Origin of the sequence: Moraxella marmotae (genome assembly GCF_042219885.1) — a bacterium.
Classification (GTDB): Bacteria; Pseudomonadota; Gammaproteobacteria; order Pseudomonadales; family Moraxellaceae; genus Moraxella; species Moraxella marmotae.
The window spans coordinates 137,517-163,632 of the sequence record NZ_JBHJHR010000002.1 but is presented as its reverse complement, the minus strand read 5'-3'; the positions used below and the strand labels follow the sequence as shown (position 1 = coordinate 163,632).

Here is a 26,116-nt window from a genome sequence, read left to right as displayed (position 1 = left end):
ACAGCTGGGTGGGTAGTGGATTATCGATAAACCCAGCGGGTGATAATTTACACCAACAATGACGGCATTATCGTGTATAATGCCCTTTTTTATTTTTGATTTTGATGTAATTTATCCAATGGGTTTGCTATGACCGACTCCCCCAAGATTTTACTTGCCATCACAGGCGGTATCGCTGCTTATAAGTCTGCCGTGTTGGCACGCCTGCTCATCAAGGCAGGCTGTCAGGTGCGTGTGATGATGACGGCGGCAGCGTGCGAATTTATTACGCCGCTCACCTTGCAGGCACTGACAGGTCATCAGGTGCATATCGAGCTTTTGGACGCCGAAGCTGAGCGTGGCATGGGGCATATTGAGCTTGCCAAGTGGGCGGATATGATTTTGGTTGCACCAGCGTCTGCCAATACACTTGCCAAATTGGCAAATGGCTTGGCGGATAATTTGGTGACCACGGTTTGTTTGGCAAGTACCGCACCGATATGGCTTGCCCCTGCGATGAATCAAGCGATGTATGCCAACGCTGCCACGCAGGATAATTTGGCAAAACTCAAGCGATTTGGTTATCATATCATCACGCCTGACAGCGGTGAGCAGGCGTGTGGCGATGTGGGGGCAGGAAGGTTGCCTGAGCCAGAAGAGTTGTGCCAGCAGGTGTTGGCGCTTATCACTCGTCAGCGTTTGGTGCAGCATTTGGCAAATAAAACCGTGGTGATTACCGCTGGTGCGACTTTAGAGCCGATTGACCCTGTGCGATATTTGTCCAACCACTCAACTGGCAAAATGGGCTATGCCTTGGCACAGGCGTGCCGTGATGCAGGGGCAAAAGTGGTACTGATTAGCGGTAAGCGAGTCGCTTTGCCGACACCTTATGGCGTGGAGCGTTTCAATGTCGGTACGGCCGATGAGATGCTCACTGCATGCATGGACGCTTGCAAGGCGGCAGATGTGTTTATTGCGACGGCGGCGGTGGCGGATTTTAAGATGGCAAATATCGCCAATCACAAAATCAAAAAAACGCACAATCAAGACACCATGACGCTTGAACTTATCAAAAATCCAGATATTTTGGCGACGATTGCCAAGACTTACCCAAGGCTTTTGACGCTGGGTTTTGCCGCTGAGACCCAAGATACCGAAAATTACGCCAAAGCCAAGCTTATCACCAAAAACCTAGACATGATCGCTGTAAATGATGTGTCAGATAAAAGTATTGGCTTTGGTAGTGATGATAATGCCATGACGGTGTTTTTTGCTGAGCGTTATGATGAGCCTTTGGTGCAATTGCCCAAGGCTACCAAAGCGACAATCGCCGCCCAATTGGTGGCATGCCTTGCCAAAATCATGCCCAAAAAAGCCGTCAATTGATGGTGAGTGGGCATTTGTTTGAAATTTTGATTTTGTTATTTTGCATAAAGCAATTTGCGATATTTGTCAATGAAAAATCATGAAAATCGGTTCACAAAAAATCATTGTCAAGTACGCACAAGATGAGTAGTTTATAAGCCAATTGCCTAAAACCCAATGGACGTTTGCCATTTTGCTTAAACTTGGGGTAAATTATGATAAATGCATTTGTCATTTGCTTAGTAATTTACTGGCAATTTGCTTGGCATGGATTTGGCTTGGTTTATTAATTTGTTGGTTAATGTTAGTTTTAGTTTGTTAATTTTAATTGAACAGTTGATTGAAAAAATCACACAAAGGACACAGAATGACTGATTACGCTGCTTTTGTTACGCCTGTCGATAGAGCATGGCAAGCCACTTATCAAAAAAACCAGCTGGACATTGGGCTTAAAATGCCTGATGGTGTGGCATCGCTACTGGATTTTTTTGATGTGAATTTTGCTGCCAATCGTGGTCAGCGTGCCATTACCTTTATGGGTGTGCATATCGGCTATGATGAGCTGGACGCCATCAGCCAACAAATCGCTGGCTATTTGCAGTCCTTGGGGCTGTCATCAGGTGATAAAGTGGCGGTGATGATGCCCAACACGCCCCAATATTTGGCGGTGATGATGGGCATTGTACGAGCAGGCTTGGTACTGGTCAATGTCAATCCGCTGTACACCGCTCACGAGCTTGAGCATCAGCTCAACGACTCTGAAGCCAAAGTACTGTTTATCGTTGAAAACTTCGCTCACACCTTTGAAAAGGTTAAAAATAAAGGGCAAATCCGCCATGTGATTACCACAGGCATTGGCGATATGATGGGCATCAAGGGCGTGCTGATTAATGCCGTGGTTCGCCATATCAAAAAAATGGTGCCAAGTTTTTGTATTCCAAATAGGATTAATTTTAAAGATATTCTAAAGAAAAACCACCCTTATACCAGACCAAATCTGTCGTTGGACGATGTGGCGATTTTGCAGTACACGGGTGGTACGACAGGCGTGGCAAAAGGGGCGATGCTGACACATGGCAACTTGATTGCCAATGTCGAGCAGTGCATGACTTATGTCAAAAGCGGCTTTGAGCAGCCTTATCAGCATGGCGAATATATGGCGGTGGCGTTGCCACTGTATCATATTTTTTCGTTTATGGTAACGATGCTGGGCATGCGGCTGGGCTTTGCGTTGCTGTTGATTCCCAATGCACGAGATTTTGATGATTTGACCAAGCAATTTGCCAAATACCGTCCGCAATTTTTCCCAGCGGTGAATACTTTGTTTAACGCTTTGGCACACCATAAGGGATTTAAGGCATTGGATCACAGCAACCTAAAAATCTCTTTGGGTGGTGGCATGGCGGTATTGCCAAGCACGGCAGAAGCGTGGGAGCAAATCACTGGCAATTATATCATCGAAGGTTATGGCTTATCCGAGACATCGCCTGTGCTGACCTTTAATCCTTTGGGCAGCTATACTGGCAAAATCGGTGTACCATTTCCATCGACCGACATTGTGCTGCTTGACGATGATGGCAATGAAGTACCGCAAGGCGAATCTGGCGAGATTTGTGCCAAAGGCCCGCAGGTGATGAAAGGCTATTGGAAGCAGCCTGACGAGACCGCCAAAGTGATGACTGCTGACGGCTATTTTCGAACAGGCGATATTGGCGTGATGGACGAGCAGGGTTATTTTAAGATTGTCGATCGCAAAAAAGACATGATTTTGGTTTCTGGCTTTAATGTCTATCCCAACGAAGTCGAAGAAGCCATCGCCGCCCACGCTGGCGTGCTAGAGTGCGGTGCAATCGGCGTGCCAAGCGAGCATAGTGGCGAAGTGGTCAAGGTGTTTATTGTCAAAAAAGACCCAAATTTGAGCGAAGCGGACATCAAAGCATGGGCAAAACAAACGCTCACAGGCTACAAACGCCCCAAAAAAATCGCCTTTGTGGACGAGCTGCCAAAGTCCAATGTTGGCAAAATTTTGCGTAAAGAGTTGCGAAAATTGGGCTAAATACCAGATATTAAACATCAAAAATATCAAATACCAAACACTTTGCCAGTTTTTCTTGGTAATTTTTGGCAAGTGTTTAGCAAATGTTTAAAAATAAAAAAGCAGGCTTAGGCTTGCTTTTTTTGTGTTGGATTTTGTTTATGCGTGCTTTGCCCATGTTTTGCCGATTTTGTCTATAATAATTCGGGTTTGGTACTTGTCCAATTGGATAATTTGTGCTAGATTGAATGCTTATCATCTCGCTTTGGCGGATTTATGCAAATTAATACAGATTTGTACAAATGTGCAAACTTATCAATTTGTATAAAAATCATCAAAATCATGGACTATTAAGGGATAACAACATGGCAACCACGCACCCAACAACCGATGCATTATGGTACAAAACCTATCAAGAGCAGGGCATTGACTTTGATTTTCAGATACCAAGCAATACCAATGCTTTGATTGATGCTTTTGAGCAGGCATTTGCACGATTTGGCGACAGAATTGCCTTTACTTGTATGGATAAATCCATCACTTATCGTGAATTGGACAATTATAGCCGCCAAATCGCCGCTTATCTACAATCTTTGGGGCTGCAAAAAGGCGACAAGGTGGCGGTGATGATGCCAAACATTTTGCAATATCCCATAACCATGCTGGGCGTTGTGCGAGCAGGCTTGGTGCTGGTCAATGTCAATCCGCTGTACACCGCTCACGAGCTTGAGCATCAGCTGAACGACTCTGAAGCCAAGGTGTTGTTTATCGTTGAAAACTTTGCTCACACTTTCGAAAAAGTCGCCAACAAAGGTCAGGTGCGGCATGTGGTGGTGGCAACCTTGGGCGATATGCTGGGTTTAAAAGGTCTTGTGGTCAATGCCGTGGTTCGCCATGTCAAAAAAATGGTACCAACTTGGAATATCCCTGGCTATGTCAGCTTTAAAGATGCTCTAAATAAAGTATCGGTATCGGCTTATCAGCGTCCTGATTTGTCGCTCGATGATATTGCTGTTTTGCAGTACACTGGCGGCACAACAGGCGTGGCAAAAGGGGCGATGCTTACGCACGGCAACTTAATTGCCAATGTCGAGCAATGCGTGCCATTTTTACTCAAAGCATTTCCTGAGCCAGATTTGTCTGGCAAATACATTGCTGTGGCGTTGCCACTGTATCATATTTTTTCGTTCACCGCTTGTGGTCTTTTGGGCATGAAGATGGGCTTTAGCATGCTGCTGATTACCAATCCACGAGATTTTGCAGCGGTTTGTAAAGATTATCAAAAATACAAGCCAGTATTTTTCCCAGCGGTCAATACTTTGTTTAATGGCTTGGTGCATGACGAAGGCTTTAAGGCTTTGGATCACAGCAATTTGCGTCTGTCTTTGGGCGGCGGTATGTCGGTGCTGTCAGACACCGCCAGAGCGTGGGAGCGCTTGACAGGCAGTTGTATCATCGAAGGCTATGGCTTGTCCGAGACATCGCCTGTATTAACCCTAAATCCGCCGGGCGGTTACACAGGCAAAATCGGCATTCCGATGCCGGGTACTGATATCAAAATCCTAGATGATGATGGCAATGAAGTGCCGCTTGGCGAGTCTGGCGAAATCTGTGCCAAAGGCCCGCAGGTGATGAAAGGCTACTGGAAACGCCCAGACGAAACCGAAAAAGTAACCACCAAAGACGGTTATTTTCGCACAGGTGATATTGGCGTGATGGACGAGAAAGGCTTTGTTAAAATTGTCGATCGCAAAAAAGACATGATTTTGGTTTCTGGCTTTAATGTCTATCCTAACGAAGTCGAAGATGTCATCACCATGCACCCAAAAATCCTAGAGTGCGGCGTGATTGGCGTGCCAGACGATCACAGTGGCGAAGTGGTCAAGGTTTTTGTCGTCAAAAAAGACGCCACACTCAGCACCGAAGAAGTGCGAGCTTGGGCAAAAGAAAACCTAACAGGCTACAAGCGTCCAAAATATATCGAATTTATCGGCGAGTTGCCTAAGTCCAATGTCGGCAAAATTTTGCGCAAAGAGCTGCGAAAACTCGAAGAGAGCAAATAATCTGGTGTTATGCGATTGAAAGCTGCATATAAACTGGCAAAAATCAAACCTGCTGGCAATTGTTGGCAGGTTTGTTTTGTATTTTGGCAAGTAACTTGGTAAAATGATGAGTTTAAGACCAAGTTGCAAGACTGCATTTAAGACAATTTTTGATTGGTAAATTTTAACTGCTTGTAAGTTTAATCAATTGTAATGACCAATTTATCCAATCTACCCATTTTACCAAACCCAACTTCCCAAACCAATGAGACATCAGATGCGTATCGATAACCGTCAAAATCATGAACTTCGCCCAATCAGCTTTATCCGCCAGTACACCAAACACGCCGAAGGTTCGGTTTTGGTGTGTTTTGGTGATACCAAAGTGCTATGCACCGCCAGCATCGAAGCAGGCGTACCACGCTGGCTAAAAGGTCAGGGCAAAGGCTGGCTTACGGCAGAATACGGCATGCTACCCAGAGCCACAGGCACACGCACCCAGCGTGAGGCGGCACGAGGCAAGCAGTCAGGTCGCACCCAAGAGATTCAGCGATTGATTGGCCGTTCGTTGCGAGCGATGCTGGATTTGTCAAAACTTGGCGAAAATACCATTTATATTGATTGTGATGTTATCCAAGCCGATGGCGGCACACGCACAGCAAGTATCAGCGGTGCGGCGGTGGCACTGATTGATGCCTTAGAATGCTTGCAGCGTGATAAAAAACTTAGCCAAGATCCGCTGCTGGGATTGGTGGCGGCGGTGTCGGTGGGGCTAAAAGACGGTCAGGCACTGCTGGATCTGAACTACGCCGAGGACTCAACTTGCGATACAGATTTAAATGTTGTGATGACACAAGCAGGCGGATTTATTGAAATCCAAGGCACGGCAGAGGATAAGTCATTTTCACGCACCCAAACCGATGCCATGCTAAGTTTGGCAGAAGCAGGCATTAACCAAATCATCACCGCCCAAAAACAAGCACTGGGCTGGTAAGATGCTGACGGTGGATAATGACGGCGTGGTCATTGCACTAAATGGACAGGTCAATGATTTGATGTTTTGGTGGTCTTTGGTGTTGCTCGTTGTCGGTGTGGCGGTGGCTTGGGTGTGCTTTATAGCACCTGTGGCGTATGCCATCGGTGCGTTGGCGGTGTTTGCGGTGATGATGTTTGTGTTTAATCATAAACGCAATCAGCTAAAAACTTGTCATACTTTCGCCCAAGGTCGGCTGCGATTAACCCCCAGACGCTTTGAGATTGACAATAAAGCCCTGACATTGACCGATAAGGCAGTCATTGAGCAGCAAGCAGGCTGGTTGATTGTCAAAGATGGCATGGTGGAGTATCGCTTTACAGGATTTGATGACAATAAAGAGATGATGATTGCCCAGCAGGTGCTGGCAGGCAAAAGCATTCAAGCCAATCAAGTCGCTGTTAAGTTGGTAAGCAGATAGCCCAATGTGACAGCATGATTTTAATTGAACCGTTTATTAAAAAGTGGCTGATTAAAATTTGCCAACCTTACCTAACTGTGCCAAATTTGAGAGTTATTCACCAGTTTGGGACTGCTCATTATTGCTGCTGGCATTGCCAGTATTGTTGCCAGCATTAGAATTGGCATTGGCAGGCTTGTTGTTATTTCGTTCTAAGACGGCGGCAAGTTTTTGGTCATTAAGCTGGCGTACTTGATTGATGGCAATGGATAACTGCTCATCGATGGCATCGGCTTGGGCGGCAGCTTCGTGATTGATGTATTCTTGATCGGCAGTAGGCGTGTTGGGCAGCTGCCGAGATGGTAGATACAGATCGGAGCTGGTTTGTGTGCCAGTAGAGCTGGGTTTGTCTGCTGGGGTCAGATTTTTATCTTTGCTCTTGCTCTTGTCTTTATCCTTGTCGTCGTTTTTTGGTTCGTCTTTGGTGTCTGATTTTTCAGATTCGTCCGTGCGATTCTGCACCGCTGGCGTGGCAGGCTCATCGCTTGAGTCGCTGTCTGCTTCATCAGAATTTTCATCATCTTTACCATCAGCCGTCTCATCAAGCTCATCTTCGCTTAAGGTTTTTAGTGCCTGCTGTTCTTCATCGGACAGTGGCTGGACGCTCAGATTGTCAGCAACGGCTTGGCTGTCGGCACTTGGTTTTGGCTCATATTGCGATAGCAGATAAGTTACGCTAATCACCAACAGACCAAACATCAACAACACAACAAGCATCACCACCATGATGGACGGCTTAAAATTTTTGGCTTGGCTGGCACTGGGCTTGGTAGGAGGTGGGTTGTGATTTTTCATGAAATGATGATAAAAATGCTAATGATACTGACAAAATGGTAAATGCGATGCATTAGTATAGCACATTTTGCCCATATCTAATCAATTTTTGACAAATAAGCAAGTAATAAGCTGAACTGGTGTGGTATTTTTTTTACAAAACTCACAACAAAAATTTAAAAGCTTTATTGGGTAATCTGCTATAATAATCGGTTATGATTTATGGATAGGCATGGGACGCTTGGCATAGATTCATGGTTTGGATTCTGATTATCTGTTTATTATCGATTTGTGATGTTTTTTTTGGCTATAAAAGACATTTGATTACCAATAAAATGCAAGCGGTAGATGGTGTGGCTTGGCTCTACTGCGTGTTGTGAGTAAATTACATGATACATTTTTTTTGCAAACGCTCTGTTCATACTGTATCAAAAAAACTGCGGCTAACTCAGCTGGCGGTGGCATTGGTTGCTGCGTCCGTGCTGCCTGTCGCTCACGCTGATGCTAATCCATTGCAAGTTAATCAACTGATCAGTTTGGCTGTACAAACGCACCCTTTGGTGGGTGCAGCGGTTGCTGATAGACAAGCGGCTACCGAAGGGGTGACAGCTGCCAAATTGGGCTATTTGCCAACACCAAGCCTATCATCGCAGTATAATGACAATGATGGCAATGTTACCCGTTTTGCCATCAATCAACCACTGTGGACAGGGGGCAAGCTGACTGCAGATGTCAATCGTGCCATCAATGATGACAAAGCCGCCAATGCCAAAATCATGGAGCGACAAAACGAAGTCGCCAAAAACACCATTGATGTGTGGCAAAGCTACATTTATGCGTTATCCTTGCAAGAGTTGTATGCCAATAATTTGCAGCAGTTGGCGGAGTTTGAAGCGATGATGAAACGCCGTGTCGCTCAAGGAGTTTCTGCCAAGATTGAGCTGGATTTGATTACCAACCGTATCTTGCAAGACCAAAATTCCTTGCAGGGTGCTATCGAGCAGCAACGCATCGCAGAAGCCAGATTGCAGCAGATGATCGGCGTGCCAGTGGGTATGCCAAGCAATGTTAATATCGCCGAGATGGCAAAGCAAGTTAAAGCCCAGTCACAAAATTATGGTGAATTGGCATTTTCGGAAGTTAGCGAAAATCACCCAAGCATCATTCGCCAGCGTTTTGAGATTGAAGCGGCACGCTATGAAGTCAAATCGCAGCGAGCCAGCCAAATGCCCACCGTCTATGTGCAATACCAAAACGACTATAATCATCGCAACCACCGCTTTGAAGACAATTTTACGGTAGGTGTCAGCTACAATCCGGGTGCAGGGTTTTCAAACATTGCCCTAGCACGAGCGTCTGAATCACGAGTCCAAAGCCTAATCCAAAGCCAAGAAGCGTCCAGACGATCGGTGATGGAAAATATCCAAACCCAGTACCAACAATTTGTCAGTGCCAGAGATCAAGAACTGTCGCTAACAGCAGCGGTGGCTGGGGCGCAGATTGTCCTGAACTCTTATCGCCGCCAGTTTATCGCAGGGCGAAAAAGCTGGCTGGAAGTGCTAAACGCCGTGCGTGAACAGTCGCAATACGAGCAGCAGCTTCGCCAAGTACAGGCACAAATGGTGGCAAATTTTTATAAATTACAGGTGGATTTTGCGTTGATGCCGTGGCAGCAACAATCGATTGATTTTATCAAACAGCCATCGACCGAGTTTCGACCATTTCAATATGCCAAAAACGAGCTGGACGAATATTTTGCCAAAAAGCAATCTGCTCAGCAAAGTATGCCGATTGCCACTGCTGATTCTCCCAATTCAGCACTACCAGACACAGGGCCGATGGTGCGAAGTGAGCCAGAAATCGTGCCTTGGGAGTATGATGAGATACAAGATGGGCAAACTGCCCCAAACGCTGCAGCTACGCCAGAGCAAACACCTACTCAAAATCTATCAGCTGATGAGACAAGTCAGATGCCAGAGCCAATTGCAACCGCACCGACAGCGGTAATTGCTGATGTGCCGACCGATGAGCCATCACCGCAGGATTTGCCAATTGATGAAATGAGCGAGCCGACACCAGCAAAACAGCTATCCAGCGAAAGTTAGTGTGTTTGGCTTAAGTGTCGTTTGTATGTTAAATCAAATTTGTCCAAATTTGGTGTATTTAAATTAAAATTTCAAATTATTAAACCAGTGCGGCCATGTGCCAACTGATGCCAAAACCAAGGAATTTTAGCCATGTCTTCGCCGATGCAAGATGTCAAAAACCAACCCAGCGTAAACGCCCAAGAGCTTGCCAATGCCGTCAGCGTTATCCTAAAAGAGCAGGGCTATCCTGTTGATAAAAACCGCTTGCAATCAAGTCTGGCACTTGCCAAAAAAGCACTCAACCCTTATGCGTCTTTGGAGACGATGTTGCAGTCGCTTGGGATTAACGATGGCTTTGAAGTGCTGCCAGCACCTGATGCGGCGTTTATGCCGTTGATTGCTTATCACCCAAGTTTGGGTTTTGGTCGGATTGTCAAACTTGATCAGGATATTTGGCTATTTGCCCAAGAGCATCAGACGCACCGACTGCGTGCCGAAGAGTTTGAATTGGTGGTCAAGCTTGACATCAAAGCCAAGGCGGCACAAGGGCAAAAAACCACTTTTGCTGGGCTGCTGCGTGAAAGTATCTTGCAGCACAAAAGCGTCGTGGTCGAAGCGGTGATTGCGTCGTTTATCATCAGTTTGCTGGCGTTGGCGGCATCTTTGTTTTCGATGCAAGTCTATGACCGTGTGATTCCGACACGCAGTGAATACACCTTGATTATCCTAAGCTCTGGGGTGCTTTTGGTGATTTTGTTTGAAGCATTCATGAAATTTGCCCGCTCTCGTGTGATGGATCGCATGATTGCTGGCATGGATCAGGATTTGTCACGCTCGATTTTTGAGCGATTGCTTAAGGTGCGTGTGGACAGAATGCCAAATTCGGTCGGTTCACTGGCAGCTCAGTTGCGTGGTTATGAGCAAGTTCGCAGCTTTTTTACCGCCACCACTTTGTTTACCTTGGTGGATTTGCCAATGAGTTTGCTGTTTATGGCACTGATTTCAGCCATCGCATCGCCGATGATTGCGGTCGTGCCTTTGACAGCGGCGTTGATTGGTTTGGCATTGGGTTTTTATAGTCGCAATAAAATTGACAAAATCGCCCAAGAAGGTGCCAAGGCATCTTACCAAAAAACGGGGATTTTGGTTGAAGCGGTTGAAGGCATTGAGACGATTAAGGCGGGTTCTGGCAATTGGAAATTTTTGTCCAAGTGGCTAAAAGTCATGAACATCACCATCAATAATGATATCAGCATGCGTCATGCCAATGACAACCTGAACTACTTTATCCAAATGCTACAACAAATCAGCTATGTCGGTATTGTGATTACAGGTTCGTACATTGTGATGTCTGGTGAGATGACCATGGGTGGCTTGATTGCATCGACCATCTTGGGTGGACGGATCTTATCGCCAATTATGAATGTGCCAAATATGCTGGTGCAATATTCGCACGCCAAAGCCGCTCAGGCAAATATTGAAAATCTGTACAAACTTGAGCAGGATAACCAAGGCGTCAATTATCCGTTGTCGCCATCAAAGATTTATGGCAATTTTCAATGCCAGCAGCTGGGTTTTAATTATCCAGACAACGACCGCCCAGCCCTACAAGTGCCAAATCTGACCATCAGAGCTGGCGAGCGTGTGGCGATTTTGGGAGCGATTGGTTCTGGCAAATCCACTTTGCTTAAGCTACTATCAGGCTTGTATGCACCGACTTCAGGGCATATTTTGCTGGACGGCTTGGATATGCTACAAATCAGCCGAGAAAGCCTAAGCGAGCAAGTGGGTTATTTGCAGCAGGATCACCGATTATTCCAAGGCACACTTCGAGACAACTTATTGATCGGTATGCCGACGCCGCCAGATGATGTATTAAGCCGTGCCTTGCACAGAACAGGTCTAATTCGCTTGGTGTCTGGACATTCTAGCGGTTTGGATTTGATGATTAGTGAAGGTGGTAAGGGTTTGTCTGGTGGTCAAAAGCAGCTGGTGGCGTTTACTCGCTTGGTGCTGACGCAGCCGTCTGTGTGGCTGCTTGATGAGCCGACCGCTTCGATGGATAATAACCAAGAGCAGCAATGTATTCATGTACTTGCCCAAGAATTTAAAGACCCACAAAAAACGCTGATTTTATCTACGCATAAGCCAGCATTATTGTCTTTGGTGGATCGCATTATCATCATGAACGATAGCCAAGTGGTGATGGACGGACCAAAGCAGGCGGTGCTAGACCAACTGCGTAAAAATGAAGAAGCTGCGGTGGCAAGACGCCAAGCACAGCTGGAGCAAGCACAGGCTCAGGCACAAGCTCAAACACAGGCAAGCCAAGCCCAAAAAACCGATGCCATCAATAGCAATCAGTTGCCGCCTGTCAAAACTGAACAATAAGCTGTTGAAAAATATTCATTAGTATTGATGATTTATACTCATATTTGTTTTGGAATTTAGAATGTCAAACTCATATCGCTATCAGCCACACAAACCCAACTCAAATAAGGCACGCATTATTATTTGGACGGCTTTGATTACGGTGGTGGTTTTATTGACTTGGGCGTATTTTGCCAAGATTGACCAAGTAACTCGGGCAACAGCAACGGTCATCGCCAGCTCTCGCACCCAAGAAATCCAAGCGTCTGATGGCGGTGTGTTGTCATCGATTTTGGTCAAAGAAGGTGAAGAAGTCAAGCGTGGACAGCTGCTTTTGGTGCTAGAAGAAGAGCGGGCACAGGCAGCGGTGGACAATTCGGCGACTAAGGTTGCCGCCTTGCAAGCCAAAGTGATTCGCCTAGAAGCCGAAATCCTAAACCGCCCATTGTCATTTCCTGACAGCATCAAGCGTTATCCTGAATATGTCCAAAACCAAACTGAGCTGTACAATCGTCGCCGTCAGGCAATTTCTCAAGAAATTTCATCGCTTGAGCAGATGCTGTCTTTGGCAACTCAAGAATTGTCGCTCAATGAGCCGCTTTTGGATTATGGTGATGTCAGCCAAGCCGATGTGATTCGCCTGCGTCGCCAAGTGGCAGATATCAAAGCACAAATCACCAACAAGCGTAATAAATACTTTGAAGATGCACAAGCCGAGATGACGCGCGCCCAAGAAGAGCTACAATCTGAACAAGAACAGCTGCGAGATCGTAGCCAAGTATTGCAAGAAAAACGCCTATTTGCCCCCACGGCAGGCAAGGTTAATAACATTCGCATCACCACCATTGGTGGCGTGGTTAAGCCTGGCGAAGTAATTATGGAGCTTTTGCCCACCGACAGTGATTTGGTGGTTGAAGCCAAAGTTCGCCCTGCTGATATTGCCTATGTCAAAGAAGGGCAAGTGGCGAGCGTCAAGCTAGATGCTTATGATTATTCCATTTTTGGTGCAATGAAAGGCAAGGTGGTGTATATCAGTCCAGATACCCTAAAAGAAGCGACACCGCAAGGCGAAAAACCATATTATCGTGTGCAAATTCGCATTTCTGGCACTGAGTTTGAAGGTCGCCGTGCCGAAGATGTCGTGATACGCCCGGGTATGACTGCCAGCGTGGATATTAAAGCCAAAGAGCGTAGCGTCTTGTCATATCTGACCAAGCCAATTACCAAAACCTTATCAGAAGGCTTGGGCGAGCGATAATGAAAATAAACTTAACAAACATCATTCATCAAAGCATGATAAAAGCCAAATTTGCCCTACCGCTGGTGGCATTATGCGTGGCTGCTTGTCAGCCTGAACAAGCACCGCCAAAACAGCCAAGCCCAAACCAAGCAACTGCTCAAGCCCAAGCGGACAATCAGCAGGTGGACGCTCAAAGCGTGGCTGTAAAATCATCGGACAAATTGTGCAATAATCGCTTGATTATTGACAGTTTTAAGTCGCAGCGTTCTGATGTGCAGGTGCGTGGCTGCGGCAAGGTAAAGGCAGTTTTGCCAGATGATCTTAAGGGCAGTCGCCATCAAAAATTCATCGTTAGCTTAGATGATAGCTTACACGCCAAATCTCACGCCAAATCGCCAACAGTGCTGATTGCCCACAATATTGATTTGGCACCAAAAGTGCAGGGCTTGGCAAAGGGTGATTGGGTGGATTTTTATGGTGAATATGAATATACCGACAAAGGCGGCGTGGTGCATTGGACGCATCACGATCCAGCAGGTCGCCACCAAGATGGCTATATTGAGCATAATGGGCGGCGTTATCAGTGATGATTTTAAATAAATTTAAATTAATTTTATAATTAAATTTATAACAGATATGCTGTATTTGCATTTAAAATGACGGCGGTGGCATATTTCACCAAAGCAATCTTTGCCATCGCTGATATCTGTGTTATTATACCGTTATTTTATGATTGTTTTGTTTGTCTGGCGTTTGCTTGCTCAGATGGATTGATTTTAGAGTAATATTTCATGAAAATTTCACTTTCAACCTTGTCGGCGTCGGTGCTTGCTTGCTTGGGCATGATGCAGGTCAATTCGGCATATGCCGTGCCAAATCCTGTGGCATTTATCGAAGAAACCCAAGATGATGCCAGCACCACAGTGGCAGACGCCGCTGTCTTAACCGAGCAGATGAATGCTGAGATTGTAACGCCTGTGTCGGCTGATATTAATGGTGCTGATGCGACTGCCAAGTTCAATCCGATGGCAATGCCAGCAGAATCGCCTACCATGCCGAGTATCACCATTGACGAAAAGGCGATGCTGATTAATTGCTCAACACTAATCCAAGATGCGATGCGTCTGGCGTGCTATGATGCATTGGCGGTGGGTGATACACCAAGTCAAACCGAAGCCAAACGCTCCATCAAACTTGGCGACACCATTTTACAGACCATCAAAGGCAAGCCGCAGGTCATTTATAATGAGTCCAAACCTGAGACGGATAGACTGTTTGCCATTGATGAACAGGGTCAAAGCACCAAAGAAAGCGATCGGCAGCTTGAACAAATCGCCAAGCGATTTACACCGCTGAGTTTGGCTTATGATTTGGATCGCAATAATGCACCACTGTGGTCCACTCGCCCACACAATCCGATGTACATTTTGCCCCTGTACATTAACGGCAAGCCTAACCGTGAGCCACAGACACCAACTCAGCACGGCGAGCGGTTTACGCCCAATGATTTGCGAGCAACCGAGCTAAAATTCCAGCTGTCCTTTAAGGTCAAAGCCGCCGAAAACCTTTTGGGGACCGATGCCGATTTGTGGTTTGGTTATACGCAGCAGTCGCATTGGCAAGTATATAATGAAAACAAATCACGCCCATTCCGTGTCCATGATTATCAGCCAGAGCTTTTTGTGACGCAGCCGGTGCATGCAGATTTACCGTTTGGTGGCAAGCTGCGTATGTTGGGTGCAGGCGTGGTGCATCATTCCAATGGCGAAGACAACCCACTGTCTCGCTCATGGAACAGGGCTTATCTGATGACAGGCATGGAATGGGATAAACTGACCGTCATGCCACGCCTGTGGACAAGAGTGGTAAAAAATGACAGCGGTGCGCCAGATGACAACCCAGATGTACTGGATTATTATGGCTATGGCGATGTGCGTTTTTTGTATCAGCTAGAAAATAAATCCAACATTTCAGGTACGGTGCGTTATAACCCCGGCACGCACAAAGGAGCGTTGCAGCTTGACTATGTGCGTCCGCTGGGCAGGGGTGTGAGCGGTTATGTACAGCTGTTCCAAGGCTATGGTCAATCGTTTATTGATTATAATCATGAATCCACATCAATCGGTGTCGGCTTGATGCTCAATGATTGGATGGGACTGTAATTTGACATAAAATGATTGGATAATGATGGGTCAGATGGCGTGATTTTGGGTCGGGATTGATAATAACTTCGCCCAAACGCTTTGCCAATTTTACCATTTGTCATGATGGCAAGCATTGATGAAAGTGTTTCAGACCAAATTTTTGCAAAAAACGAAATGGTTGCAAAAAATCCGCCAAAAGCCGCTCACAGCCACCATGAGCAAAGCAACGCCCAGCCAGCGTGATCATTTTGCTCATGTACCAAAAGCAGCTGCCACCGTTCCAAAATGGGTGCATTATCAGCCAGCGATTTGGTTGCACAGGCTGCATCGGCATTGCGTAATTTGCCAGCAGACCGACACCACTGCACAAAAATCACAACAGGGCATGATTTGCCAGCACTGCCATGAGCAAATTATCACGCCAGTACCACCAGTAAAAATTGCCCTGACAGCGACACATTTGACCCAGCCTGCCAATTCATCATCGGCGGATTTTGGTCATGCCATTCGGCATCTGCGAATTTATCCCATCAGTTATTATCAATATCCTGTTAATTTTTTAATTAAAAACTTTAAAGACATTGAGCAAATCCAGTCATTGCTGGCGTTATACGCATTGATTGGCACACTGCCTAAGCCAGAAGGCTGTCATGTGGGCAATACGGTGATTTTGCCTGTTCCGACGACGGTAAGCCGCATTCGCCATCGTGGGTTTAATCCTGTTTTGATATTGGCTCGCTACTTGGCTTGGCATTGGCAGTTGCCCATTTGCCAAGCGGTGGCACGGCATGACGGCACACGACATCAGCGGGGTTTGAGTCGCCATGAGCGGCTTGATAGTACGCAGATGGATTTTTATTTGTGCCAGCAGATTAAGCAGCGACAGGTGATTATTTTTGATGATGTGGTTACCACAGGGGCGACTTTATCGGCGGTTGCCAAGCTTATTTTGAGCCATTATCCCAGTGTGCGGTTGCTGGGCGTTTGTGTGGCACACGGCACGCAGGATTTGTCATTAACTCGGGCGGATAATCCATGAGCTATCAGCAAATGACAGACCGTCAGCGTGGCATGAGCCTATTAGAAGTGCTGGTTGCTTTGACGCTGCTGTCCGTGGTGGTTTTGGGGCTGTTAAGCGTGCAGGCTCGCCTGTCGGTGCGTTCTGAAAATGCCAGCCAGCATGCCAAGGCGGTGCAGTTGATTGGCAATGATTATCACGCCGTGCGTGCCTTCAGCGATAAGCAAAAGCACAGTTATGCCAGACAGCTCAATCAACTGGTCGGGCAGGCAAATGGCACTGATGCGATGAGTCGCTATCGCCGTGCTGCCCATGCAGTGCAAATGTCGTGTCATCAAGGCTGTCAGCCTGATGATTATGCCAAATGGCTGGCAAGTCAAACCGCCCAAACCGCCGCCGATTTTGGTATTGTCATTGGTGTTGTGCCTTGCCAAATGGGTCAGATGGGACAAGCAGGGCAATGCTGGGTGGCGGCATGGGGCAATGACGCCATGACCAAATTACACCGCTGTCAGATTGACCAAAAAGACAATTTGGCTCATCAGAACAATTGCGTGAGTATGGGCGGCTTATGAGTTATCGTGAGCAGGGTTTTAGCCTTTTGGAATTGGTGGTGGCGTTGGCCATCGGTGCGATGATTGTGCTGATGACGGTCAGTCTGTACGCATCAAGTCTGCACAGGGCGACCGATATGCACAACACCGCCACCGTGATGGATAAAGAAATCCACGGCATCGCCGCCATGAGTGAGCAGTTACGCTTGGCAGGTCTTGGCATGATGGACAGTTGGCCGCAAGCAGTTTTGATAAATGCTGGGCAGCTGGCGGCATTGACAGATGGCAGCGGCTCGCCCATTTCTCCAAAACAGCTCACGCAGGCGGCTTATACGCCAGCGACCATCAAAAACCTACCAGCGTCCGACCAGCTCACCGTGCAATACACCGCCCCAGCGGACATGTGGGATTGTGAAGGGAATTTGGCACTTGGCAGGCGGCGTGTCAGATTGACAGATGGCACGCTGGCATGGGTTGATGGTCAAGTGATCATTGAGCGGTATTTTGTGCAACGTGAAGATGACGGCACGACGGCATTGCGTTGTGATGCTGCTCGCTATATCACTGATGCCATTGAGCGTGATGGCACACGAGATCGGCGTGGCGGCTCGATTTATATTAACGCCATCATTGATGAGCGTGTCAATGATAATAAAGCCGACAGAACCGACAAAAGGCTTAACATTAGCAAATCCTATCAGCTGCGTGGTGGCGGTGGCTTGGGCGTGGTTTTGGTGCCAAACATTGATGGCTTTTGGGTGCGTCTGACGGTGGCAGATCGTGATAAGATTTACCAATTGCCCATTGATCAATACCAAAATCAGCCGATTGTTGGCGTCAGCCTTTTGGTGCTAAATCGAGCTGCCTTTGCCATCAATCACAGCCAAAAAATCCAAGACAGCATTAAGATTTTTGGACAAGCATTCACCTTGCCAAAGGATAATTTACCAAGGCAACTCAATCAAATCGATGTGGCTTTTGTCAATGTGATGAATACAAATGCGATAAATGCAAGTGCAAACACTGCCAATCTCGGCAATCCAACCGATGAGCAGGTAGGGCAACCGTGAAACAAACAACCCAACAGTCAGGATTTGTGCTGCTTATTGTGTTGGTGATGATTTTATTCATTGCTTTGATGACCACTTGGCTAATCACCCAAAACACCACCGACCAGACCACCGCCTATGTGTATGAGCGGCAACAAAGCCTGCTGATGCGTGCCGATGCTGATGCCATGGCAGTTTGGCAAATCTCGCCTGTGCAGCTTAACAAATTGGCAAACGATAAAGGCTCATGGCTAAACACCGCCATCACCACGGCACATAAAGAGCAGGGCATCGCCGCTCTGGGTTTTTGTGAAAATATGAGCCAAATGACCGTTGGCACCAGTGATACACAGACCGACAGTCATTTAAGAGATTGTCCGCCAAGTGCCATGATGATTCGTCATTGGCTGTATGCCGTTTTGCTTGATGACTCGCATTATTTGACCAAGCAAGTGGCGGCACCGATTCCCCATCATACGGATAGCATGCCTAACGCTGAGCCAGCGGCACCGCAGGCGACTTGGCAGTATTATCATTTGCTGTTATATACCGTTGCCCACCGCCCAACGCTTACACAAAACCTTTGCCAAAACCAATCCATGTATCAGCACCAAGCCGCCAAATGCTTGGCAAATCTAGGGATTGCTGCATCGACCGTGGCGGTTGAATGGCTGGCGGCGGTGCCTTTGATAGGTGAGCAAGAACATACCGCCAATCAAGACAATCAAGATAACTGGAGTAACCAAGGCAATCAGGATAATGCCATAAACCAACCCAAATCATCGCCAAGCATTCAGATTGTGCCGCTGCGTATTTATGATGTGCGTCCAGTTGCCAGTTGGTAAAATTGGTCAATCTATCCGATTTTATGTAAATAATTTTAATTCTCATAAATGACCAGTGGTTCACAAAAAAATAACGCCACAGGTGAATTGCTCGGTCAGTTGTGATAAAATAACTGGCAATTTTTTGTGGTGCAAAATGGCAGATTGATACTGTTGATGCCGCGGTTAAAATTGTAACTAATTGTAACCATATTCGCAAATTTTTATCTGCTTGTAAAATTCTTGAGCAATCGTTCATGATTTTTTACATAAATGCATAAAAAACCATAAAAACTGGGGTTACATTGTGCGAATCATCGTATTAAAATGTAACCATCAATAACAAGACGCATTAAAGATCAAAGATTGATTTTGATATTTGATGTGTCGTTTTAGGAGAAAGCAATGAAAACTGTAAAATTGGCTGCAATCTCTGCAGCAGTATTACTATCTACTTCTGCAATGGCAAATGTCGTTACTAACGCAGGTCACGCAGTTGCTGACGGTACTCGCACTGTCGTTGACGGTGGTCGTACTATTTTTAAAACCCTAACCAAACCTGCAGCAGTGAGTGCTGAAGTTGGTACATTGGGCTATGGTGCAAACATCGCTTGGGCGGTGAATGACACAGTTGAGCTACAAGCTGGTTGGGCTGGTGGCGATGTTGCCAAGATGGTTAATGATAATTTTGACGCTGATGGCGTAAACTACCAACTTGACACCGATTTTTCCAACCCATACCTAGGCGTACAAATGCGTCCTGCAGCCAACTGGTTCACTGTTGGTGCTGGTGTTATCGTACCTGATAACGACATCAAAGTTCGTGCTAACCCAAATGGCAGCACTGCTAATGGTTACACCATCAAAGGCAAAGAATACACATTTGATGAAATCGGTACGCTAGAAGGTAAGCTAGAACACCGCAACAAAGTTGCCCCATATTTGACTGTTGGTTTCCGTCCAAACCTAAACAATAACTGGGGTGTATTTGGTGAAATCGGTGCAACCTACCTAGGTAAAGTTGATGCTGACATCAAAGCTGTTGGTGCGAAAGATGATGCGAAAGCTGAACAAGCTGCCAAAGATGCTGAACGAGGCATCGAAGATAAGGATTACTCTAACTGGTTCCCAATCGCCAAAGTTGGTGTAACTTACCGCTTCTAATCTTGGGCTTGACCTAAGAACAAAAAGACAGTGCCATGTGTACTGTCTTTTTTTTATTGCGTATTTTAAGCAGTTTGCGTGTTGATTTGGTAGTATTTAACCATTTTGGCTGTATGTTTGGATAAACTGGCTGACTTGCGTTGATAAAATTTGCCACAATCGCTGCTGTGCCGACAGACTACCCCAAGCGTTGTGCGGTGTAAAAAGCACACGGGGGTGATCAGCGATATTAAGCAAGCAATCATCATCAGCAAACGGCTCATTATCAAACACATCTGACGCATAGCCCAAGATTTGCCCTTGATGGATAGCCTGCACGATACTGGCAGCATCGACCACGCCACCACGAGCGACATTGATAATTAAGGGTTTTTTGTGCATTTTGGCAAGAGTTTTGGCGTTAATCAGCTTGGCTGTGTCATTGGTCAAAGGGCAATGCAGGCTAATCACATCGCTATTTGCCAGCACTTCATCAAAGGCAGTATAACCAGCACGGCAGACGGTTTTGTCTTGTCGCTCGGCGTATAAGACATGCATACCAAAGGCGGTGGCAAGCTCACCAACACGCCGACCAATCGCCCCTGCACCAATAATCCCCAGCGTGCGATTTGCCAAATCAAACAGCGGCATATCTAGTAGGCAAAACTTACCATCACTCCGCCAAGTGCCATCGGTAGCTTTGCTGTGATAATAACTGCCAGCACGCATGACTGATAGCATCATCATCAGCGTATGTTCAGGCACGCTATCGACCGAGTAGCCAGCGACATTATACAGTGCTACATTGCAAGCATCGCAGGCGGCTTTATCGACATTATTTGTCCCTGTGGCGGTCAGCTGAATCAGTTTTAGCTTGGGCAGGGCGTGGATAATTTCGGCACTTAAAAGCACTTTGTTGGTCAAGATAATATCAGCATCTTGGCAGCGTGCGATGATAGTGGCGGCATCATTGGGCGTGCTGTCATAGACTTGATAATCGCTGATGCCATCTGGGGCAGGCAGATGAGCTTCGGCAGAAAATGTCCCTGCGTCCAAAAATACAGCTTTCATAACTTGTTTTTCTCTTTAAAAGATTGTGGGTAAATTGCAAAGGATTTGTTTATTTTAGCACATTTGCCATCAGTTGGCGGGCATCAAATTTTGGGCAATTTGCCGTATTTTGACCAATACACTATAAAATCTACGGTGTTTGGCATGACTTTGATGATTGATTTGAATAAAATTTATAACAGGCAAGCCTACCAGTGGAGATAAACCACCCCCAACCCACGCATGATTTTGGCTTGAAAAACGCCCAAATGGTGTCCATAAAAAGAAACATAAAAGAAAAATGATGTAAAATTTGTTCAACTCAAGTAAAATAGTATGTTTTTGCTTGTTAGCAAATATTTTTAGAATTTAGAATAATGATAAGTCATTGGGCGTTTTATGAGTGAAAATTTTGCCATTGGTCAGCGTTACCTATCTGATAGCGAATCAAGCCTAGGGCTTGGCGTGGTCATCGATGTTGATGATCGCTGTGTGCATATTTTATTTCCCCAAAGTGAAGAAACCCGAGTGTATGCCAAGGCATCGGCATTGCTGTCTCGTGTGGTGTTTTCGGTCGGTGATGAGATTACCGACCAAGACGGCGTGCGATATACGGTTGAGCGGTGCGAAGACATCTCTGGGGTGATGCGTTATCATCTGACTTGCGGCAAAAGCCTGATGGAAACACGCTTGGCGGCAAATATCACTTTGGCCAAGCCGCTTGAGCGTCTGCTGGCTGGGCGTATCGAAGGCATGGATTGGTATGACTTACGCCAAGATGCCTTGCGTATCCAAGCGATGCTAAGTCGCCACCCATTGCGTGGTCTTATCGGTGCTCGTGTCGATACCATCAAGCATCAGCTGTATATCGCTCACGAAGTGGGCAAGCGTCTGTCGCCCCGTGTGCTGCTGGCGGACGAAGTGGGGCTGGGCAAGACCATCGAAGCGGGACTGATTATCCATCAGCAGATTTTGACAGGCAAGGTCAATCGTGTGCTGGTGCTGGTGCCTGACAGCTTGCAATATCAATGGATGATTGAATTAAAACGCCGCTTTAATTTGGATTTTGCGTTATTTGACTTGGTGCGTACCGCTTCTATCAAAGAGCATAATCCAGAACAAAATGTCTTTTTGACCGAGCAATTTATCATTGCAGGCATTGATTTGCTCCTTGATCATCATGACTTGTACGAACAGGCGTTTGCCGCTGGTTTTGATTTGTTGGTGGTGGACGAAGCACACCATTTGCACTGGGACAGCGAGCAAGGCGGCAATGACAAATACGAACTGGTGGCGGATTTTGCTGCACACATCGCAGGCGTGCTGCTTTTGACCGCCACACCTGAGCAGCTGGGTGTTGAGAGTCATTTTGCACGGCTAAGACTGCTCGATCCGCACCGCTTTGATGATTTGGACGATTTTATCGCCGCTCAAGATGCCTTTGCTGATGTGGCGATGGTGGCAACTTTATTGATTGATGGACAAGATTTATCCGCCAAACAAATCCGTGCCGTGGCAGGGCTTTTGGGCTTTGATGAGAGCGAATTGGCAGACATCAACGCCAACGAACGCCTGCGTCATCATGTGATTAATGAGCTGCTTGATCGCCACGGTACTGGCCGTGTGCTGTTTCGCAACACTCGAGACAGCGTGCAGGGATTTTTTGGCAGAACCAGCATTCCTTGTCCGCTGCCACTGCCAGAATCGTGGAAAAACACCCATTACACGCAGGGCAAATTGCGTGAGCAACTGTGGGGCGAAGAAAATTACCCAGATGGCTCATGGCTAGAAAATGATCCACGAGTGCCGTGGCTAATTGGTCAGCTGCGTGATGAACTCAAGCACAAAAAAGTACTGCTTATTGCTCGCAGTGGGGCGACTATTGAGAGCCTAGAAGCGGTGTTACGCTTGCATGCTGGGATTAAGACGGCGATTTTTACCGAGCAGATGAGCCTTTTGGAGCGAGATCAGGCGGCGGCGTATTTTGCCGATGAAGCAGGGGCGCAGATTTTGTTATGCTCAGAGATTGGCTCAGAAGGGCGTAATTTCCAGTTTGCCCAAGATTTGGTGCTGTTTGATTTGCCTGCCAATCCTGATACGCTTGAGCAACGCATTGGGCGACTGGATCGCATCGGACAAATTGCCCAAATCCGTCTGCATGTGCCGTTTGTGATGGGAACAGCTCAAGAGCGGCTATACAATTGGTACGATGGTGCGTTAAATATCTTTCACCAAATCAGCCCAACCGCCCAATCTGTCCAAGAGGCGTATATCGCTAAACTCAAGCCTTTGCTTGAAAGCATGCCAAGTGAGAATAATCACGAGCAGCTGGTTCAACTGATCGCCGAGGCAGGGGTGTATCGTCAGACGCTGGAGGCAGAGCTACAAGCAGGGCGTGATCGCTTGCTTGAGTATAACTCATGCCGCCCAAGCGTGGCTCAGCGTATCCAAGCGGCGATGTATGAGCTGGATAATAATCAGCTGCTGCCCAGATTTTTGGATCGCTATTTGACCGCTGTCGGTATGGATTATAGTGTGCAGCGTGATGGCTCTTGGGTGATTCACCCCATCGATGCGTCCGAGGTGGATATTGAGGGCATTGAGAGCCTGCCGCTGGACGAAGACGGCATGACTTTGACCTTTAGCCGCCAGCAGGCATTGGCACGAGAAGACATGCACTACATGACCTACGAACACCCGTTGGTGCAGGCGATTCTTGAGATGATTTTGTCTGGCAGCTTTGGCAATACACAAGTGGCATTACTAAAATCGGCAGCACTGCCAAAAGGCATGCTAATGGTTGAGCATCAATTTCGCATCGAAGCCATCGCCGCCAAGCATTTGAATTTGTCCGCTTATCTGCCCCAACAAAATCTGCGAGTGTTTTTGAGTGAGCGTGGCGATGATTTGAGCCAAGTTGCCACCAGCGAAAAAATTATGCCGCTGATTGACCGCTTGGATAAGGCCAGAGCCCGTCAAGTCGCTAAGGCTCGTGCGGCGGTGATTGATGCCAGAGTCCAAGACGCCAAACGCATTGCCGCTGATAAATTGACCCAAATCAGCAGCCAAGCCATCACCACTTTTGGTGAGTATATGGATAAAGAAATTGGCCGCTTGATGCGTCTGCAGGCAATTAACCCCAATGTGCGTCCAGACGAAATCCAAGCCTTGGTTAAGCTTAAGGAGCAAGGCTTGCAGGCATTGTCTGGATTATCCTTAGTGCCAGACAGTATCCGTGTGCTGGTAACGGTCGCCCCTGATTGATGTCTGGCGGATTGGCGATTTTTGGTGATTGGTTTGATTGTTAAATGATTATATTATTTAACAAATATTGTCAATAAAATTGAGTTAAATCAAATCAAACCACATTTGATTGGGCTAAGTTGAGTTAATTTTCTGCGGATTGAATTATGTCATTTGCCAAAGTTTATACACGCTCGGTGATTGGGCTGCACGCACCACAAGTGTTGGTGGAGGTGCATTTGTCCCCGGGTTTGCCAGCATTGACCATCGTGGGGCTGCCTGAGGCGTCAGTGCGAGAAAGTAAGGATCGAGTGCGTTCGGCACTGATTAACTCTGGCTTTGAATTTCCCAATCGCCGCCTGACCATCAGTCTTGCTCCAGCAGATTTGCCCAAAGATGGCTCACGGCTGGATTTGCCGATTGCCATGGGGATTTTGGCGGCCAGCGGTCAGATTGATGCCCAAGTGCTTGAAAAATTTGAATTTGTCGGAGAATTGGCACTCAATGGCGAGCTAAGAGCCATCACTGGCGTGCTGTCGGTGGCTCGTGCAATCAAAATGCACAACAAAACCGACAGTCAAGCACGCACGCTCATCACGCCAGTTGCCAATGCCAATGAAGCGGTCAAAGTCGGCGATATCAGCGTATTGGCGGCAGATTCGTTGGCGGCGGTGTGTCGCCATCTCGATGTGGTCAGTGGGCTAAATAACAATCCAGCGGATTTGTTGCCAGTAGCGACCATGCCGACTGCTGAGCAAACGGTGGCGTATGCATTGGATTTGGCCGATGTCAAAGGTCAGCATCACGCACGCCGTGCCTTAGAAATCGCCGCTGCTGGTGGACATTCTTTGTTATTCAAAGGCTCACCCGGTTCAGGCAAGACCTTGATGGCATCACGCTTGCCGAGCATTTTACCGCCATTGAGCGAAGATGAAGCGTTGGAAGTGGCGAGCATTTATTCCATTGCTGGCGTGGATTATCGCTTTGGTGAAAGGCCATTTCGCACCATTCACCATACCATATCAGCGGCGGCATTGGTGGGTGGCGGCTCACGACCCAAGCCCGGTGAAATCAGTCTGGGGCATCGTGGCGTGGTTTTTATGGACGAGCTGCCAGAATTTGACCGTAAAACTCTAGAAACTTTGCGTCAGCCAATCGAATCCAAAGAAATCATCATCTCACGAGCCAATTCACAGGTGTCTTTTCCAGCGGATTTTCAGCTGATTGCAGCGATGAACCCTTGTCCGTGTGGCTATCATGGCGACATCTCAAACCGTTGCCACTGCCGACCTGAGCAAGTCAAAAAATATCAAGACAAAATTTCAGGGCCGCTGCTTGATCGTATTGATTTGCACATTACCGTGCCTGCCATGCCGATTGATGATTTGCAAAATGCCGCTGCAGGTGAAAGTTCGGCGACCGTCAGACAAAGAGTGGTGGCAGCACGCAATAAGGCTTTGGCACGCCAAGGCAAGGCAAATTATGAGCTTAGCCCAAGCGAGCTGGATCAAGTGGCGACATTGGGCGTGGGCGAGCAGCAAATGTTTAAGATGGCACAATCACGCTTAAATCTGTCGGCACGCAGCTATCATCGCATTTTGCGAGTGGCTCGCACCATTGCCGATTTGGCGGACAGTGATGCCATTAACACATCGCACATTGCCGAAGCGTTGAGCTATCGTTAAAGGGGATAAATTTTAGTATTT

Annotated in this window: 19 protein-coding genes; 17 read left to right on the top strand and 2 right to left on the bottom strand. The window is 47.0% G+C overall.

The features are described 5' to 3' along the window. Window positions 1-129: 129 nt before the first annotated feature. From coaBC to ACFBZI_RS00955, 5 genes are all read left to right on the top strand, one after another. Window positions 130-1,365: a bifunctional phosphopantothenoylcysteine decarboxylase/phosphopantothenate--cysteine ligase CoaBC gene (gene coaBC, locus ACFBZI_RS00975; protein WP_375714607.1), complete on the top strand. Its 1,236-nt coding sequence runs from the start codon at window positions 130-132 to the stop codon at window positions 1,363-1,365. A gap of 346 nt (window positions 1,366-1,711) precedes the next feature. Next, window positions 1,712-3,400: an AMP-binding protein gene (locus ACFBZI_RS00970; protein WP_375714606.1), complete on the top strand. Its 1,689-nt coding sequence runs from the start codon at window positions 1,712-1,714 to the stop codon at window positions 3,398-3,400. A gap of 344 nt (window positions 3,401-3,744) precedes the next feature. Next, window positions 3,745-5,442, top strand: coding sequence for an AMP-binding protein (locus tag ACFBZI_RS00965; RefSeq protein WP_375714605.1), 1,698 nt, complete (start codon window positions 3,745-3,747; stop codon window positions 5,440-5,442). 256 nt (window positions 5,443-5,698) lie between these two features. Then, entirely contained in the window at window positions 5,699-6,415 is a 717-nt protein-coding gene (rph, locus tag ACFBZI_RS00960) for a ribonuclease PH (protein ID WP_375714604.1), read from the top strand. 1 nt (window position 6,416) lies between these two features. Continuing rightward, window positions 6,417-6,875, top strand: coding sequence for a hypothetical protein (locus tag ACFBZI_RS00955; RefSeq protein WP_375714603.1), 459 nt, complete (start codon window positions 6,417-6,419; stop codon window positions 6,873-6,875). Between the two features lie 93 nt (window positions 6,876-6,968). Here the strand turns inward: ACFBZI_RS00955 and ACFBZI_RS00950 are convergent, their stop codons facing one another. Continuing rightward, a complete protein-coding gene (locus ACFBZI_RS00950; RefSeq protein ID WP_375714602.1) occupies window positions 6,969-7,709 on the bottom strand; it encodes a hypothetical protein in 741 nt (246 codons plus the stop codon). A 368-nt stretch (window positions 7,710-8,077) separates the two neighbouring features. Here ACFBZI_RS00950 and ACFBZI_RS00945 point away from each other — a divergent pair, with 368 nt between their 5' ends. From ACFBZI_RS00945 to ACFBZI_RS00900, 10 genes are all read left to right on the top strand, one after another. Next, window positions 8,078-9,793, top strand: coding sequence for a TolC family protein (locus tag ACFBZI_RS00945; protein ID WP_375714601.1), 1,716 nt, complete (start codon window positions 8,078-8,080; stop codon window positions 9,791-9,793). Window positions 9,794-9,925: 132 nt separating this feature from the next. Continuing rightward, window positions 9,926-12,166, top strand: coding sequence for a type I secretion system permease/ATPase (locus tag ACFBZI_RS00940; protein ID WP_375714600.1), 2,241 nt, complete (start codon window positions 9,926-9,928; stop codon window positions 12,164-12,166). Between the two features lie 61 nt (window positions 12,167-12,227). Then, on the top strand, window positions 12,228-13,403 hold the full coding sequence (locus ACFBZI_RS00935) for a beta-barrel domain-containing protein (protein WP_375714599.1): 1,176 nt from the start codon (window positions 12,228-12,230) through the stop codon (window positions 13,401-13,403). Continuing rightward, the gene (locus ACFBZI_RS00930) at window positions 13,403-13,972 is read left to right on the top strand and encodes a DUF3465 domain-containing protein (RefSeq protein ID WP_375714598.1); all 570 of its coding nucleotides are present in this window, start codon (window positions 13,403-13,405) and stop codon (window positions 13,970-13,972) included. Before ACFBZI_RS00935 ends, ACFBZI_RS00930 begins: the two co-directional genes overlap by 1 nt. Window positions 13,973-14,176: 204 nt before the next feature. Then, on the top strand, window positions 14,177-15,547 hold the full coding sequence (locus tag ACFBZI_RS00925; RefSeq protein ID WP_375714597.1) for a phospholipase A: 1,371 nt from the start codon (window positions 14,177-14,179) through the stop codon (window positions 15,545-15,547). A gap of 196 nt (window positions 15,548-15,743) precedes the next feature. Then, on the top strand, window positions 15,744-16,568 hold the full coding sequence (locus tag ACFBZI_RS00920) for a ComF family protein (RefSeq protein WP_375714596.1): 825 nt from the start codon (window positions 15,744-15,746) through the stop codon (window positions 16,566-16,568). After that, window positions 16,565-17,122, top strand: a complete 558-nt coding sequence (locus ACFBZI_RS00915) for a prepilin-type N-terminal cleavage/methylation domain-containing protein (RefSeq protein WP_375714595.1) — start codon at window positions 16,565-16,567, stop codon at window positions 17,120-17,122. Before ACFBZI_RS00920 ends, ACFBZI_RS00915 begins: the two co-directional genes overlap by 4 nt. Beyond that, window positions 17,119-18,171 (top strand): PilW family protein, encoded by a 1,053-nt coding sequence (locus tag ACFBZI_RS00910; RefSeq protein WP_375714594.1) that lies wholly within the window; start codon window positions 17,119-17,121, stop codon window positions 18,169-18,171. The genes ACFBZI_RS00915 and ACFBZI_RS00910 overlap by 4 nt, the downstream gene beginning before the upstream one ends. After that, complete coding sequence (locus ACFBZI_RS00905; RefSeq protein ID WP_375714593.1) at window positions 18,168-18,995, top strand: hypothetical protein; 828 nt, start codon at window positions 18,168-18,170, stop codon at window positions 18,993-18,995. Before ACFBZI_RS00910 ends, ACFBZI_RS00905 begins: the two co-directional genes overlap by 4 nt. A 384-nt stretch (window positions 18,996-19,379) precedes the next feature. Further along, on the top strand, window positions 19,380-20,138 hold the full coding sequence (locus ACFBZI_RS00900; protein ID WP_375714592.1) for a hypothetical protein: 759 nt from the start codon (window positions 19,380-19,382) through the stop codon (window positions 20,136-20,138). Window positions 20,139-20,234: 96 nt separating this feature from the next. Here ACFBZI_RS00900 and ACFBZI_RS00895 read toward each other — a convergent pair whose 3' ends face one another. Continuing rightward, on the bottom strand, window positions 20,235-21,188 hold the full coding sequence (locus ACFBZI_RS00895; RefSeq protein ID WP_375714591.1) for a D-2-hydroxyacid dehydrogenase: 954 nt from the start codon (window positions 21,186-21,188) through the stop codon (window positions 20,235-20,237). Between the two features lie 378 nt (window positions 21,189-21,566). Here ACFBZI_RS00895 and rapA point away from each other — a divergent pair, with 378 nt between their 5' ends. Beyond that, window positions 21,567-24,431, top strand: coding sequence for an RNA polymerase-associated protein RapA (gene rapA, locus ACFBZI_RS00890; protein ID WP_375714590.1), 2,865 nt, complete (start codon window positions 21,567-21,569; stop codon window positions 24,429-24,431). Between the two features lie 146 nt (window positions 24,432-24,577). Further along, window positions 24,578-26,095: a YifB family Mg chelatase-like AAA ATPase gene (locus ACFBZI_RS00885; protein ID WP_375714589.1), complete on the top strand. Its 1,518-nt coding sequence runs from the start codon at window positions 24,578-24,580 to the stop codon at window positions 26,093-26,095. The last annotated feature ends 21 nt before the right edge of the window (window positions 26,096-26,116 follow it).

Coding starts and splice junctions, on each gene's coding strand:
- ACFBZI_RS00930 (WP_375714598.1), top strand. CDS start 13,403: ATGAAAATAAACTTAACAAACATCATTCATCAAAGCATGATAAAAGCC.
- ACFBZI_RS00940 (WP_375714600.1), top strand. CDS start 9,926: ATGTCTTCGCCGATGCAAGATGTCAAAAACCAACCCAGCGTAAACGCC.
- ACFBZI_RS00945 (WP_375714601.1), top strand. CDS start 8,078: ATGATACATTTTTTTTGCAAACGCTCTGTTCATACTGTATCAAAAAAA.
- rapA (WP_375714590.1), top strand. CDS start 21,567: ATGAGTGAAAATTTTGCCATTGGTCAGCGTTACCTATCTGATAGCGAA.
- ACFBZI_RS00970 (WP_375714606.1), top strand. CDS start 1,712: ATGACTGATTACGCTGCTTTTGTTACGCCTGTCGATAGAGCATGGCAA.
- ACFBZI_RS00910 (WP_375714594.1), top strand. CDS start 17,119: ATGAGTTATCGTGAGCAGGGTTTTAGCCTTTTGGAATTGGTGGTGGCG.
- ACFBZI_RS00885 (WP_375714589.1), top strand. CDS start 24,578: ATGTCATTTGCCAAAGTTTATACACGCTCGGTGATTGGGCTGCACGCA.
- ACFBZI_RS00955 (WP_375714603.1), top strand. CDS start 6,417: ATGCTGACGGTGGATAATGACGGCGTGGTCATTGCACTAAATGGACAG.
- ACFBZI_RS00965 (WP_375714605.1), top strand. CDS start 3,745: ATGGCAACCACGCACCCAACAACCGATGCATTATGGTACAAAACCTAT.
- ACFBZI_RS00900 (WP_375714592.1), top strand. CDS start 19,380: ATGAAAACTGTAAAATTGGCTGCAATCTCTGCAGCAGTATTACTATCT.
- ACFBZI_RS00950 (WP_375714602.1), bottom strand. CDS start 7,709: ATGAAAAATCACAACCCACCTCCTACCAAGCCCAGTGCCAGCCAAGCC.
- ACFBZI_RS00915 (WP_375714595.1), top strand. CDS start 16,565: ATGAGCTATCAGCAAATGACAGACCGTCAGCGTGGCATGAGCCTATTA.
- ACFBZI_RS00925 (WP_375714597.1), top strand. CDS start 14,177: ATGAAAATTTCACTTTCAACCTTGTCGGCGTCGGTGCTTGCTTGCTTG.
- rph (WP_375714604.1), top strand. CDS start 5,699: ATGCGTATCGATAACCGTCAAAATCATGAACTTCGCCCAATCAGCTTT.
- ACFBZI_RS00920 (WP_375714596.1), top strand. CDS start 15,744: ATGAGCAAAGCAACGCCCAGCCAGCGTGATCATTTTGCTCATGTACCA.
- ACFBZI_RS00895 (WP_375714591.1), bottom strand. CDS start 21,188: ATGAAAGCTGTATTTTTGGACGCAGGGACATTTTCTGCCGAAGCTCAT.
- coaBC (WP_375714607.1), top strand. CDS start 130: ATGACCGACTCCCCCAAGATTTTACTTGCCATCACAGGCGGTATCGCT.
- ACFBZI_RS00935 (WP_375714599.1), top strand. CDS start 12,228: ATGTCAAACTCATATCGCTATCAGCCACACAAACCCAACTCAAATAAG.